Genomic DNA, 14,368 nt, shown 5'->3' with positions numbered 1-14,368 from the left:
ATAGAATCGTGGATTTTAAGCATAAAAAAACATCCTAAATTGGAATATGGCATTCTCTTGGATAAACCCTTTTCACCAATTAAAGAATTACTTGATGAGAGGGGTTTATCCGTAGAGGAATGCTCATTCGCCCGATAGGATGTGTTTCTCTGTTTGAATATAAAGTTTGAATAAGTTCTACATTATGAAGCTTTTGCTGCAACAGCTTTTTCAATTAATGCTTTTGCATCGTTAGTAGTCAGACCTTGTTTAGGTTGAAGCGATTTTTTATCTGTTCCAGCAAAAATACCTTTGTCAATCAGTTTTGCCATAGGCTTAATTGCATAGGCAGACACAGATTTACCATCTTCGAAACTAGCAATAATAGTAGCAGCGTCTTTATCAGTCGCTTGATCTTTTACCAATTTAGCAAGAATGGTAGCAGCTTCTTCACGCGTGATATCCCGATCAGGATAGAAGTTCCCACCATAACCTTGAATGAATCCAGCATGCGTAGCTTCAGCAATCGCATCTGCATATGCAGCATTAGCCGCAACATCCTTGAATGCAGGTGCTGTAGCTACTTCGTTAAGTTTCAACATGTCAACCAGAGCACTTACAAATTCAGCACGAGAAATGACTTCTGTTGTTACAGGTGTTTCTGTTGGCTCGGTAGATGCCGCCAGGTTTGTGATACGTCCTTCATTTTTAGCTTCGATGCTACCGCCTTTATACGTATCTACGATGTACTGGTAGAATACATCCAGATCGATAGGACCTGCCAGGGATGATTTAGCATCGAGCAACACTTTATAGTTATCTCCACCTGCAGCCATAAAGTTGTTAACTACAGCCGTATATGTTTTTGCAGGATCAATCGTTGTTCCATCTTCCAGACTAAGACCAGTAATACGTTCTGCGACTGGCTTATTGAAATCTGCAGTGTATTTCAAACCAGAGATTTGGAGCGTTTTGGTATTAGGTGTACCATCAGCATTGGTACCCCATTGCTGCTGCAACAAGGTTTTAACCTGTTCGCCAGTCAGTTCCAGTTTCACTAATGTATTGCCAAACGGTTGGATTTTGGCAAGATCAGCAAAGGTCACATCGCCTTGTGGCAGATCAGCACGAATACCGCCTGGATTCATAAATGCAAAGTCAGCAGCACTTGCCTTATCCCCAAAGTCTGCTTCACGCATTGAATCTGCAATGAGATTGCCTAGAGGGGCTTCGTTATTATAAGCATCTGTACGGGTAACAGAACCATCCGTTGTACCTACTGGCTTCGTCAGTTCAGGATGCTTGTCCAATGATTTTTTAATAATAGCTAAAGATTCAGGGTCTTCTTTTACACCCTCTTGGAAAGTCGTTGTAACAGTCGCTGATTTTTCAGTTACATCCCCGGTGGCAGGGTCAATCATCAGCTTGATATCTTCAAACGCCGTACCATAGGAATAAGCTTGCACGATCAACTTTCCATTCACTTCACCGTTAGCCAAAGCATGATTGTCACCTGCAACGATAACGTCAACAGGGGAATCTGCTGGTAAAGCTTTTGCCAAATCAGCTGCTTCTCCAGTGGTTACGTCTTCTTTGGTTGTTGCTGGATCATGCGCCAAAACAATGATCGTTTCTACACCTTGGTCTTGCAATTCTTTGGCATATTTATTAACGGCTTGAACTTCTTCTTCTGCGCTTAAGAAACGTACGCCAGCTGTCCCAGATGGAGATACTTTGGCAGGTGTAGACTTCGTCACTAGTCCGATAAATCCAATTTTGACTCCGCCCACTTCTTTAATTACATACGGCTTAATCAATGTTTTTCCTGTGGCAGTTTCAATGACGTTTGCATTGACGTAATCAAATTTTGCACCAGCATGCGTTACTTTGCCTTCTTTTGGATCAAGGCCACCAAAGATCTGTGCCTTTAAAGCAGCGACACCTTGGTCAAATTCATGATTACCCAAGGAGCCTACATCAAATCCCATCATATTCATCCATTCCATGGTAGGCTCGTCACGATCCAGAGATGAGGCTGGAGCAGACGCACCAACAGAGTCTCCATTATGGAAGAGTAGGGAATGTTCATATTTGGCTTGAGCTTCTTTGAGATAGGTTGCTAGAATTGGAGCCGTTCCTGCCTTCTTATCACCCACGATTGATGTGGTATCTAACTGACCGTGGAAATCATTGATTCCAATCAAGTGTACTTCTACATCTTTACCCGCGGCGGAGACAGAACCTGCTGCGCCCAATAGTTGCGTGAGTAATAGTGCAGCAGTAGCTACACGCAGTGTACTTTTACCCAAAACTTTTTTCCAAAACATGAATGAAAAAACCCCTCTCCAATTTTAGATCCTGAGATATTTTACCATAGTTCAATTCATAAAAATCATAAAAAATATAAAATTGATGTAAAAATTTCGGAAGATTGATAGAGGAGATGAATATCTATGTCTCGAGTTGCACCAAAGTTAGTGTTTAGCTTCAATTGATTCAAGCGAATAATAGGTTTTTTTCTAGCTCAGGAGACGAGAAGTTATGACCCATTGGACGTAAATGATAGATTCAGAATTTCACATAGAAAAATATGGATTTTATATTTTTTGGTTGCTATAATGGAAAATAAAGTATGTATTTTCGCCTGATGATGCTGCTCCTCTACTAAAGAACACTTAGCTTCCATCTCCTAAAAAACACACATCCCATTACATAATATGTATCAAAGATTTTCACACTTTCTATTAAAGGAGGTGACCGTTGGGAGCATTTTAGATCTTAGTTCCCGTTTTACACCAATTGAGGCTAGCGTTAACCATTATAAAGAACATAGGAGCGTGTCCAATGAACAAACAACTTTTTCCCAGATCTTTTCGAATTCTTATGGCTTGCTTGTTGATTCTTGCATTTGCCGTACCAGCAACGGCTTCTGCTGGCTATCTTGGAGATAAGCTCACGATCGGACAAAACATGGAAAAGGGTGACTATCTCACCTCCCAAGATGGCAGGTTCTCAGCCATTTGGCAAAATGACGGGAACTTTGTTATCTATCAAAACGGTTCTTCTCTCTGGAGTAGCGGAACTAATAACAGTGGGGCTCTTTCGTTCAAATTCGAACCACAATACGGGAAACCTGTCATCTATAAATACGGCATGAAATATCAAGATGTATACCAATATGCTAATCGTTTTGGATTCAACCCCGCCACAGGTAAATTCGAATTTTATACAGGTTGGGGATGGGATAAAGTTTTGATGATTGATACTTCTGTACAGATAGCTGCTTGGTCTCCCAATACCACCTCATGGATTCCAGGTCATCACGGGAGCAGCTTACCGGCTAACACAACAGGTGATACACTGGTCATGCAAAGTGATGGGAATTTAGTTCTCTACAACACAACCCTGACCAATGACTATTATCCGAATAGCTGGATTCCTGTCTGGGCTTCCAATACGGGCGGGCGTTAAAATTAGATGGAGAGCCGCATGATGCGCGGCTCTTTTTTTTGTTTTCAAAGGAAGATAAATTCATCCCTTATCTAAAAGAGGCCAACCGGTGATAGTCGGCTGACCTCTTAAATATAACGGAGTACGGTACAAGATCCCTCATATCATCGGTCGGAATAAACTTGGCTAAATCGTAGGACAGTGGAATGCGAGAAAACTTTTTCAATTCTTCATGCAACAGAGAATTATTGTACCTTGATTTCCAATCAATCTAATTCAGCTCGCGAGAATAGGTCTTTTATTAAAAAATCATCTTCACATGCGCCCTTAAAGGCTGTTGCAAAACTAAGTATTGCTTCTCTAACGTCGGAATAGGCAACGAACATATCAGCTTCAGGATCAAACCGCACGATATGAACTAAATGTGGCATTCGTTCTTTAAGAAACACGGCTGCTAATGAACCCCAATCATAGCCATTGCCCTCAAACCCCTCTTCGGATCGTGTTTGGAAAATTTCATGCTTATATTCGCCAACACCTAAAATCATGGATATGCTTCCATTATTATGTGAAACTAGCCCGAATGGATTTATTTCTTCATTAGCTTCTAACAAACCCTCATCCTGTTCAACGCTAGCGATATGAACCATTTCATTTCCTGCCCTGCCAGCGGCGTTGCGGCTCATTTCTAAAAACCTCCTGCCATGCGCATCTTCAGGGTCTAGTGCTACAACTTGTTCAAAAGTAGCTATCGCTTCCTTATACTGTTTAAGGTAATAATAAGCGTATCCTAATCGAAAATGCCAAAGAGGATCATGCTGGCCTTGCTTTTGCACAGATAAAAAATATTTGATTGCTTCCTTATAATTTTCTTGATTATTCAATGCTCTTGCCAAAAGGCAAACTAAGTCATAGTCCTTGTCTGCTTCGGGTATCTCCATAATTTTGTTAATGATTTTGTCGTGCTGGTTTTTGTTATGCCACAGAGTGAGTTGTTTCAATAGATCCTTATCCATCTTTGCATTCTCTCCTCTAACTTTAATCAGGTAATGATTGCTACCTTTGGATCCCTAGTCTTGACTACCAGTCCCGTTCTTGAATGGCTACTTCTGTATCTATTTCGATACAATAAAAGGCTAAAATATCTTCGACAGTTTGTGCAATTGATTCTCTCGCAACTGTTTCAATTTCGCTATCATTTTCATCAAATTCTTCTGCAATATCATTGATTGCGTTAATGGCGAAATTAAGCTTTGCTTGGATTTCTTCGATATCTTGGTTTCCTTGCTCCAAAAATTCAACAACTTTAACTAGTAGTCAAAAGCTGTTGAAGTGCTTCATCGTAGCGTTCTAGATTATTCATAGCTCTTGCCAACAAACTGACCGTATTATAGTCTCTTTCTGATTGAGGAATTTCCATAATTCTATCTACTATTTTTTCATGTTCATCTTCTTGATGCCAAATAATAAGTTGTACGAAAGGGTCTTTTTCCATCACTCTACCACTCTGCCTCTCTTAGTTTGCAATATTGAACTGATAAACTAAAATCAAACTCTTTTAAAGCCTTCAATAGGTGATATATTACAACAAAACATCGAATTCCCAGTTCAATTATTGCGTTTTCCATAATGGTCGAAAAGGTCCGTCCAACTCCAATACATTTGCCGTTATGTGTGTTATATGCATCCCGGAATTGTGTTTTTCCAATTATAACCTAGGGCAAGTGCAGGTGATAGATCCACTATTGAATTAATCTTCCGATTAGCTTACCGTTACGTTTTCCACTTTTATGGCCCCCGTGGGAATGGGCATCCGTTAGCGAGGACAACACACAAAAAAAACGGATTTAATGATGATTTCTCATTCATAAATATCATAAAGCAAATCTTTAATTACGATGGAAGGATGAGCGAATGCAATCCATAAAGAGATTTTTCGTTTTCTTGGGGAAAATCATAGTACTGATCTGACTGATATTCTCCCATATCGATCCTTCTCGCAGTAAGATAAGCTTATTTTCATATATCGACAAATAAATGTGTTAGACTACTAAAAGAAGAATCGCCGATCTATATTAAAGACGCTACACAACTGGATGCAGACAGTTATTACGATAAACGTAGTTAGAAAGGAAACCCCATGGATAGTTCCTTGAAACAACGAATGAAATCATTATTAGCACCCGTGTTTCCCGGTGGAATCATAGCCATTCTGATATTTTCCCTTGATTACTTCCAATTCGAACTTGTTGAAAAATTTCTGCTTTTTGCGGCTTTTGTCATTGTACCTCTTGTCATTTTACTTTTGAACCATGATGAAAAGAATAAACATCAACGAATGATTTATGCTGCTATGAAATGGCTTCAATTTCCCGCTGCGCTTCTTACCCTGGCCTCGGTAATGAGTAATAAGATGTGGGGGTTAGAAAGCACGGTAATACCGGGGAATCTGTCCCTTGGGTGGCTACTTTTCACACTGCTGCTTGGCATCTATGGCTTGACCACGATTGTGATCTCTAAAGGAAAAGCAGCTGAAATAGCGATTGGCGCGGGGCTCGTTTATTTTTTTATCGGGGGCATTTGGTTTACCTTATATCAATACCAATTGAACCTGTTCCAAGCTAATCCTTCAACGCACGCGTTAAGCTCGCTCCACTTTCATTTCTCATCTGCGATCGTTCCGATTTTTATTGGTGCACTGGGACGCATCATGACGAAGAAAAGTTGGTATCCCTGGGTTGTTGCCATCGATATCATCGGACCAATCTTGATTGCTATTGGTATGATTTTCTCCAAGCCAATTGAATACATTGGTGTCACTTTGTTCGCCTGTAATATTGTGGTTTACACCACTTATCTCCTTTCTTACTTGAGGAAGAACTATTTGGATAATAAGGCAACCTTCTTTTTAGGCCTTTCTTGTCTAGCCTTTTATGCGGTTGTTGTCCTTTCTATTTTCTATCCGTTACTAAAAAATATGTACTCCTTAACCATACTCGATTTCATTCCCATATACGGATCTCTGCATGCGTTTGGTTTTGTCTTATGTGGACTAATTGGTTGGGTGTATATGGTGGACTTCATTAAGGAAAAAAAACTTATCAGGGAGAATAGATAGGTTGATACATCTTTATGCATAATTACATGACGGATTGTAATATGAAGTGCGACACCTACTGGAAATAAATAAAAAAGGGCCCATGGCCGGATTCGTGTAGAATGAAAGTTCTCACACCCCATTCACACAAGGAGAATCCACCATGAGCTACACACATCTTAGCATAATTGAACGCAGCAAGCTAGAAATCCTCCACCAGCAGGGCAAAAGCTCACGAGCGATCGCAAAAGGAGCTGGGCAGACACCCTTCGACCATTTGCCGTGAATTAGAGCGTACAGCTTCATCCGAATCCTATGAAGCGGAACAAGCTCAACATGCTTATCAGGAACGTCGTAAAGCCTCGATATCCAACGGTAAATGGTCCGATACACTGGCTGCTTCGCTTGAGGAAAAACTCGACGCCACATGGTCTCCTGAACAAATCACGGAACGTTTCCGCGTCGATGGTCTGCCGGTGGTCTCCTTTAAAACCATCTATCGCTGGATCTACGCAGGACGTCTGGTTCAAGGCACATTACAGGTCTTACGTCATAAAGGGAAGCGCCAGAAGCCCGCAGAAACCCGCGGTAAATTCGCCATAGGCAGAACCATTTCAGAACGTCCGAAAGAGGTCCGTTCTCGTAAGACGTTTGGACACTGGGAACTGGATACCGTCGTATCGGGTCGAGGGAAAAGTAAAGGCTGTGTGGCCACACTCATTGAACGTAAAACGCGTCTGTATACCGCGATTCTCATGCCAGATCGTACCGCATTGTCCATGGAAATCGCGCTTGGTGTAGCCATCTCACAGTACCCCACAGGGACGTTCCTCACGACTACAGCTGACCGGGGCAAGGAGTTTGCTTGCTATGCCAACCTGGAAACGACCCATGGCCTGCATGTTTATTTTGCTGACCCCTATTCATCCTGGCAACGCGGTTCCAACGAAAATGGGAATGGATTACTTCGAGAGTTCCACCCCAAGGGCACTGATTTCGCTCAAGTGGAAGATGAAGATCTCGTCCACTCCCTAGATTTAATCAATAACAGACCCCGAAAATGCTTGGGGTGGAAAACCGCTCACGAATCTTTCACAGAGGAACTGTCGCACTTGACTTGACAAACCGTCACATACAAAACATGAATTGGTGAATGTGATGTTTAGGATGTCAATCGGCTTCATAGGAGTAGTTTAGCCAGGTTCGTGCTATAATAGTGATCACATAAATAACATTCATCATTCTGCCGAGATGGCGATGATTAAGGAGATTGAATTTTGACGAACAACCATGATATTGGAGCAGTTAACGAACTACCGGAGAACTTTGAAGAGCTCAAACGAGCAGCTAACCGGACGTCAAGCTGGAGAGAAAGACTAAATGCGGTGAACGAATTAGGGAACTGGAATACAGCCCCTACCATTAAATTGCTGCAGCATGTTTTGAAAAATGATCAAGTGTTTCAAGTGCGCGAAGCCGCATATCAAAAGCTCAAGCAGTTGGATGAAGATGTACAAATGCCTGCCAAAAACAAAGGTGAGCTGTTTAAAGGTACTAACAAAATTTTGCTGCGGATTAAAAAAAGCCTTCCTGAAGGTCACACATTCGAGCAATTCAAGGAAAAACTGCAAAAAACACGTCTGGATATTTATGATACTTACGAGGGCGACAAAGATGCTGAGTTCGATTCCTGGCTCCATGGAATTTGGGAGACACTAGGTAGAAAATAGCCGCCGTTCACCGTATAATAGCTGAATAATAAGCTACTCCATCATGGAGTGGCTTATCTATTTCTTCAGCGTCACCTCCACCAGATGTGGGGGTATTTTCTCTCTAAAAAAGTCACCCCTGTCAAACTGATCTGACTAAAAAACGCCCTGTCTACTGATTCTTAAAGATCAGTAAACAAAGCGCAAAGTTAGAGCCTACATTCAATTTCACATGTACATTCCTGTACGATGAGAAGTTGTGTACTATAAGATTTACTCTGGTATATAAGGAAGATCCTGTGTCTTCGGAACGTTGATGACATGCTTTTCTGTATAAGTGCGGATACCTTCCACGCCGTATTCACGGCCAATACCAGATTGCTTAACCCCACCGAAAGGGAACCGAACGTCGAGCCCCTGCACAGCAGCTGTATTGATCATCGTCGTTCCAGCTTCGAGTTGACGTGCGACGGAGATGGCATCCTCTTCTTTCCCCCACACAGAACTCGTCAATCCATATATGCTTTCATTGTGTAGATTGATAACCTGCTCTTCATCGTCAAATGGAAGAATTGGAACCGTAGGACCAAACTGTTCCTCCACTACAATCGGATCATGAACATCGCAACCTAAAACAAGCGTAGGTTGTAGGTAGTAACCTTGGTCAAACAGCTTCTGATCCAGAATTTGACCGAGAGGGATGACCTTAGCCCCACGCTTTTGCGCATCTTCAACCAAACCAAGCACGTAATTTTTCTGCTTCAGATTATTAACCGGACCTACTGTCGTATTCGAATCAAATGGATCACCAATTCGAATCCAGCGATTAGCCGCCTTTATATATTTTTCCACAAACTCATCATAAATAGAACGGTGTACATACACACGTTTGGCGATCATACAGATCTGGCCTGCAGTCAAGAAATTAGAAATGACAATCCGGCGCATTGCTCGCTCATCATGAACATCAAAGCTCTCCAAGAAGATAGCCGCATCATTACCACCAAGCTCAAGCGTCATATCCTTAATCGTTTCCGAAGCCGCTTTAATAATATGCTTAGCTGTCGCGGTTCCACCTGTAAAAGCGATTTTAGTAACAAGAGGATTACTAGTCAGTTCAACGCCCACATCCGCATCACCATGAACGACGTTGATTACACCAGCCGGGAACTCACTCGCAATAATCTCTGCCACTTTCGCTGCCGCCAGTGGCGCATATGGACTTGGTTTAAGCACAATGGTGTTGCCCGCAAGTAAGGCAGGAGCGATCTTAATCGTAGATAAAGCAATGGGATAGTTCCATGGACTAATTGCTGCCACCACACCAATTGGATCATAGGAAAGAATCGTTTTACCATTCTCATGCTCTTTGATCTCTTCCTGTAGAGCAGATTTGGCTTCATTACAAGCAAACTCCATCCACATTAACGAAACATAAATTTCACCGTGTGCATCATACAGGGGCTTGCCATGCTCTCTAGACAGCAAATGTACAATTTCATTCTCAGCTGCTCTAATCTTCTCGATCGCCTTGCGCATCATCATAATGCGTTCATCAATGGGGGTCTGCTTCCATGTTTTAAAAGCCCCTGCCGCCGCTTCAATCGCTTCAACCGCTTGTTCTTTCGTAGTGACAGGGAAATAACCTACGATCTCAGTTGGGTTTGTCGGATTCTCTTTTGCTACCTGCGAAAGGGATTTTACATTCTGACCATTAATGAACGCTTCAACTATAATTGTCTCTTGGTCTGCTTGAATTGTCATTTTACATCCCTCCGTTATTTAAATGGATTAATTCCAAACTTCTTCTGCAATTTCCTTAACATAACGAAGTTTACGCCATTGTTGTTCTTCCGTTAAAATATTGCCTTCTTCTGTAGATGAAAAGCCACATTGCGGGCTCAAACATAGTTGCTCAAGTGGTACATAGGTTGCCGCCTCTGCAATCCGAGCTTTAATGTGTTCTGCATCCTCTAACTCGCCTGTTTTCGATGTGAGTAAACCAAGCACGATTTTCAAATCTTTTCGATTCACATACTTTAATGGCTCGAAACCACCTGAGCGCTCATCATCAAACTCTAAAAATAATCCATCTACGTTTAAGCCTCCAAAGATAACTTCAGAAGCGTAATCATAACCACCCGTTGAGAAATAGTTCGATTTATAGTTACCACGACAAATATGCATCGTCACAACTAAATCTGCCGGTTTATGAGCCAAGGATTCATTAATCATGCGCTGCATCGTTTTCAATTCTTCCGCTGGCTCCAGACCTTTAGCACGTAGCTTATCGTGACCAGCGTCTGAGAACAGGTCTGCCCAAGCTGTATCATCTAATTGCAGGTATCGACATCCTGCATCATAGAAGGCTTGAATGGCTTTTTGATACGCCGCAATCGTATCCTGAAGGAATTGCTCTCTGTCCGTATATATATTGGCGTCATTCTCCAATCGATATAGAAGCATGTTGGGACTTGGAATGGTCTGTTTCGCCACAGCGTCACCTGCATGCTTTTTCAAAAACTCAAAATCCTGAACAAAGGGATGACTCGAGAAATCAACTTTACCAACAACACGAATCCCACCCTTGCGAGTCTGCATGTTATGGAATTTTGGTCCGTCTATTTGCTCATACAACTCTACGCCATCCAAGCCGCCCAGAAAATCAAAATGCCACCAGCTTCTGCGGAATTCACCATCCGTAACTGCCAAAACGCCATTTTCTTTTTGCTTATCAATAATTCGAATAATCTCTTTATCTTCCACGGCTCTTAATTCTTCATATGTGATGTTGCCTGATTTATATTGTTCACGTGCCTGACTTAAATCTGCAGGACGTAGAAAGCTACCTACATGATCATTACGAAAAGGTATCATATTTATTTCTCCTTCTAACTTTTTAGTCTAATGAGTATAGCATGATGGAAAGGAATGCTTGTTATATGAAAAAAGCATGGCTAGTCATAGCTTTTAACAATAGCTAAAAGACCTCAAAAAGCAAAAAACACAACCTCATAGGGTAGTGGATGTGGTTTAGCTTTTAGCAATACCAATTTAGCCTAACATCTGCCTTCCTATCTCTGCCATTACATTTATTCCCTATATGTCTCGGCAGTCTCGTGCCCTTGCTGAAAAAAATTGAATTCGTTCTTCAATCTCCTTGAGTTTCAATTCTTCCTGTTTGATTCGACTCACAACTTCACTAACTTACTTCTTCGTCATAACATTCCGCACCCTCTCTTAGAAAATAAAAATAGCCATTTCCGCAAGTGGAAAAGGCTACAAGTTTGAAGGTTTTGTAAGGTTTATAAGTTTACGTTTATAGTTTACAGTCAATTACCTGTTACTGTAAACCCCAGATTTTATTTTTTGCATAACGATGATGCACCTAATAACAATCTGCAAAAAATCATTAAAATAAGTCCCCCCCTTAACGCGCTTCACAAAAAAAGCACCTGAATACACAAAAACTGTGTTCAAGTGCTTTATTATATATAATCTAAGTTTTGTAAGTTTGAAGGGAAATGACTCTTTTTGATACATTTAAATTTTTTACACAATCCTTGCTCGCCGTCAGACATAATGCCTAGCGTCCTATTGTGTGACTCAACAAGCGAGTCAATACATTAAATTGGAATTCCCATGCTAATCATTTTCTTTTGTTGGGAATTTAATACCGAATTATCTAAGAAGACATTATTTTGTTTTAGATACTCACATGAGATTTTCCTTAAATTATTTTTTTTATCTATTTTCAAGACATTAAATAAATAGATACTTTTTTGCTCGCCATCATAGCATGCTTCGATGAAACGCTCCGAATTATTACCCATATTCAAAAGCAAATCAAAAACAACCTTAAAATTATTCATGTTAGATTTTGAATTTAACTCAGTGGTAATATCCATTAAATGTGTAAGTGGCGTTTCAAATGATGTGGAAAGTACGAGATATTCATAGTCATCACAACCCAACTGTAATAATTCGTAACCTTTCATCATTATCCCCTCCTTACCGGGTAATCAAATTATTATAACACAGTTTATTTTCAAAATATACGCTATACAGTATAGTATAGGTCAATAATGGAAAATGCGTCTTTTATGAGTCCTTTTGCTTCCCCTAAATTTTCAATTATTCTGGTATCGTCATAATGTATATTTTGATCTGCCCAATGAAATAATTTATGGCGTTGGTTTTGGTAAAAATTATAAGCATCTTCAAGATTTCCTACCTTATGCGTGTTATTTATTTGATTAGAATAATCCTCATCTAATCTATATCTTCCCCTAGTAGGGTCACGTTTAAACATATTGAAGCTACTGTTGGGGCCTAAAGGAATATTATAAGAATACAATGCAATTTTTAAGTGACCTTCAACTGCCCTAAGTGCTGGAAATAAAAGGTGTGAATATTCAAACATATCCCCATGCAGCTGTAAATTATATATCCCTTGATGGAGAATCTTTTTAAACTTATTACCATGTTTATCATATGACAATGGGAAATAGTACTCATATTGTGCTTCAACATCTGACTTTTTTACATCAACTTTATAGTTATCATTAAAGGTCTTTGGTAATTCATCTAAATCAATAAGTTCAGTTATACATACGACTGCCTCGTTATATAATAAAAGTGGTCTACCTTGTATCATTACGGTCTTAGTTTGATAACGATGAATGACCAAGTTTTCATCATATATTCCAGTAAAGCGAAAGCTACCATCTGTATGATTACAATAATCTCTGGTATACTCACTTATCTTTAGTAATTCAATAACAGCTAAAAAATCATCCTCTTCAATGTTTTTCACAACAAACCACTGGTTATTAGAAGTTCCCATTGAACATTCCGGGTCTTCTTTAATAAAATTAGCTAATTCTTCTTTAAATTCATTAGATTTACCACTTGATAAATCAATAGAAGTACCTCCTTTACTTAGAAATTGAAAATCAATATATGTATCGCACTCTCCACTAATATATAGTCGTCTTCTCGTTCCACCAAAAGATTCGAAAGGTGCAAGGGTACAAATCAAACCTTTTACCCTCAAGAACTTATCAATAGAACAATGTATTTTATCTCTATTTAAGTTGAGATTCCTAAACAATATAATTTCCTCCTGATTTACTGACATATAATATCAATTTCTGACTGTCACCGTTTTTAACTTTTATGTTCATAGTTATTTTGAGATCCCAATTTTCCCATTCTAACTGTATTTCCAGATCCTCAATTTCGTTTATTTTATGACCGGTTTCTCTCCAGATGTTCTTTGCAAACTTTCTTAGCTTACCTTCAGTTATTTCTACCCCATTGTAAATAAAAGAAAACTTATTCTTCAGGTTATCGTTCTCTGCCATAATTGAATAAAAAAGTTCTAATTCCTTGGTCTTTTGAGAAATACCCATACTAGATACTACTGAATTGTTATTTATATATTTTTGAATAGCACTTTTAGCCAATACATCCGCTTCTTCATTGTAACGAACACCAGTATGTGCTGCCACTTTCACAAATTCAATTTTGATACCTTGTCTATACTTTTTTATAAATTCAATATATCCCTTAGTACCTTTCTTATTTGCCCTCCAATCCCCACTAGCCCATTTAGCAATACCTTCATAATCATGGTAAATTGTAATATTCTTATGATTATTATTACTAGCCCATTCAATAGCTTTCATAGCACCTGTTAACTCACCCGCTACATTCCATAACTCGATTAAATCAACATCATTTCCTACATCGGAAAATTTTTCGATTTTATCTCCGTCAATCATTATACAGCCATAAGAGTATAGGGAATTTTCTTTTGAATAACTTCCATCGACATATGCCCTTAATGTTTTAGTTACATTTACGTCGGCATCTTCTTTTACCGATACCGATTCACCGGCACTAGTTGAAAACCCTAAATATTCGTTAGCTTCCTCAAGCGTTGAAAACCCCTTATATTCAGCATTACTATGTCCTTCAACCTGCTTTTTGCATTCGGTCCAACTATTATAAATGCCTGCTTTCTTCCCGTTTCTCACTGCATAGTATTTTGCAATAATAGATCACCACCATATTTGGACTAAACATATTATATAAGAGAAACTGAATTATATTTGTCAAATATTGTCGA

Annotated in this window: 12 protein-coding genes and 1 pseudogene; 4 read left to right on the top strand and 9 right to left on the bottom strand. The window is 39.7% G+C overall.

Going from position 1 to position 14,368, the window contains the following annotated elements; genetic code table 11:
- Positions 1-182 precede the first annotated feature (182 nt).
- Entirely contained in the window at positions 183-2,306 is a 2,124-nt protein-coding gene (locus D829_RS0124105; protein WP_017691476.1) for a 5'-nucleotidase C-terminal domain-containing protein, read from the bottom strand.
- Positions 2,307-2,823: 517 nt separating this feature from the next.
- Here D829_RS0124105 and D829_RS32635 point away from each other — a divergent pair.
- Positions 2,824-3,450, top strand: coding sequence for a hypothetical protein (locus tag D829_RS32635; RefSeq protein ID WP_017691475.1), 627 nt, complete (start codon positions 2,824-2,826; stop codon positions 3,448-3,450).
- Positions 3,451-3,695: 245 nt separating this feature from the next.
- On the opposite strand, the gene D829_RS33080 is transcribed toward D829_RS32635, so the two are convergent.
- The 3 genes from D829_RS33080 to D829_RS0124085 form a co-directional block, all read right to left on the bottom strand.
- Positions 3,696-4,445 carry an Imm51 family immunity protein gene (locus tag D829_RS33080; RefSeq protein ID WP_017691474.1) on the bottom strand — a complete coding sequence of 250 codons (750 nt, stop codon included), beginning with the start codon at positions 4,443-4,445 and terminating at the stop codon, positions 3,696-3,698.
- 64 nt (positions 4,446-4,509) lie between these two features.
- On the bottom strand, positions 4,510-4,722 hold the full coding sequence (locus D829_RS31775) for a DUF5713 family protein (RefSeq protein WP_017691473.1): 213 nt from the start codon (positions 4,720-4,722) through the stop codon (positions 4,510-4,512).
- A gap of 13 nt (positions 4,723-4,735) precedes the next feature.
- Complete coding sequence (locus D829_RS0124085; protein WP_017691472.1) at positions 4,736-4,924, bottom strand: hypothetical protein; 189 nt, start codon at positions 4,922-4,924, stop codon at positions 4,736-4,738.
- Positions 4,925-5,569: 645 nt separating this feature from the next.
- Here D829_RS0124085 and D829_RS0124080 point away from each other — a divergent pair.
- The 3 genes and pseudogenes from D829_RS0124080 to D829_RS0124070 all read left to right on the top strand — a co-directional run bounded on the left by D829_RS0124080 (position 5,570) and on the right by D829_RS0124070 (position 8,256).
- Complete coding sequence (locus D829_RS0124080; protein WP_017691471.1) at positions 5,570-6,547, top strand: YndJ family transporter; 978 nt, start codon at positions 5,570-5,572, stop codon at positions 6,545-6,547.
- A 142-nt stretch (positions 6,548-6,689) separates the two neighbouring features.
- Positions 6,690-7,647: pseudogene (locus D829_RS31770) on the top strand (IS30 family transposase).
- A 156-nt stretch (positions 7,648-7,803) separates the two neighbouring features.
- The gene (locus D829_RS0124070; RefSeq protein WP_017691470.1) at positions 7,804-8,256 is read left to right on the top strand and encodes a HEAT repeat domain-containing protein; all 453 of its coding nucleotides are present in this window, start codon (positions 7,804-7,806) and stop codon (positions 8,254-8,256) included.
- A gap of 252 nt (positions 8,257-8,508) precedes the next feature.
- Here D829_RS0124070 and D829_RS0124065 read toward each other — a convergent pair whose 3' ends face one another.
- The 5 genes from D829_RS0124065 to D829_RS32630 all read right to left on the bottom strand — a co-directional run bounded on the left by D829_RS0124065 (position 8,509) and on the right by D829_RS32630 (position 14,276).
- Positions 8,509-9,999: an aldehyde dehydrogenase family protein gene (locus D829_RS0124065; protein ID WP_017691469.1), complete on the bottom strand. Its 1,491-nt coding sequence runs from the start codon at positions 9,997-9,999 to the stop codon at positions 8,509-8,511.
- 27 nt (positions 10,000-10,026) lie between these two features.
- The gene (locus D829_RS0124060; protein ID WP_017691468.1) at positions 10,027-11,112 is read right to left on the bottom strand and encodes a 5-methyltetrahydropteroyltriglutamate--homocysteine S-methyltransferase; all 1,086 of its coding nucleotides are present in this window, start codon (positions 11,110-11,112) and stop codon (positions 10,027-10,029) included.
- A gap of 749 nt (positions 11,113-11,861) precedes the next feature.
- Complete coding sequence (locus D829_RS0124055) at positions 11,862-12,236, bottom strand: type II toxin-antitoxin system RnlB family antitoxin (RefSeq protein WP_081595079.1); 375 nt, start codon at positions 12,234-12,236, stop codon at positions 11,862-11,864.
- A gap of 59 nt (positions 12,237-12,295) precedes the next feature.
- A complete protein-coding gene (locus tag D829_RS0124050) occupies positions 12,296-13,348 on the bottom strand; it encodes a type II toxin-antitoxin system RnlA family toxin (RefSeq protein WP_017691466.1) in 1,053 nt (350 codons plus the stop codon).
- On the bottom strand, positions 13,341-14,276 hold the full coding sequence (locus D829_RS32630) for a ribonuclease H family protein (RefSeq protein WP_017691465.1): 936 nt from the start codon (positions 14,274-14,276) through the stop codon (positions 13,341-13,343). The genes D829_RS0124050 and D829_RS32630 overlap by 8 nt, the downstream gene beginning before the upstream one ends.
- Positions 14,277-14,368: the final 92 nt, after the last annotated feature.

It is taken from the genome of Paenibacillus sp. PAMC 26794, assembly GCF_000316035.1.
Classification (GTDB): Bacteria; Bacillota; Bacilli; order Paenibacillales; family Paenibacillaceae; genus Paenibacillus.
This window is presented reverse-complemented; position numbering and strand designations above follow the sequence as displayed.

Excerpts from the sequence above, each read along its gene's own strand:
- D829_RS0124085 (WP_017691472.1), bottom strand. The coding sequence starts at position 4,924 with ATGGAAAAAGACCCTTTCGTACAACTTATTATTTGGCATCAAGAAGAT.
- D829_RS0124080 (WP_017691471.1), top strand. The coding sequence starts at position 5,570 with ATGGATAGTTCCTTGAAACAACGAATGAAATCATTATTAGCACCCGTG.
- D829_RS0124105 (WP_017691476.1), bottom strand. The coding sequence starts at position 2,306 with ATGTTTTGGAAAAAAGTTTTGGGTAAAAGTACACTGCGTGTAGCTACT.
- D829_RS0124065 (WP_017691469.1), bottom strand. The coding sequence starts at position 9,999 with ATGACAATTCAAGCAGACCAAGAGACAATTATAGTTGAAGCGTTCATT.
- D829_RS0124055 (WP_081595079.1), bottom strand. The coding sequence starts at position 12,236 with ATGATGAAAGGTTACGAATTATTACAGTTGGGTTGTGATGACTATGAA.
- D829_RS33080 (WP_017691474.1), bottom strand. The coding sequence starts at position 4,445 with ATGGATAAGGATCTATTGAAACAACTCACTCTGTGGCATAACAAAAAC.
- D829_RS0124060 (WP_017691468.1), bottom strand. The coding sequence starts at position 11,112 with ATGATACCTTTTCGTAATGATCATGTAGGTAGCTTTCTACGTCCTGCA.
- D829_RS32635 (WP_017691475.1), top strand. The coding sequence starts at position 2,824 with ATGAACAAACAACTTTTTCCCAGATCTTTTCGAATTCTTATGGCTTGC.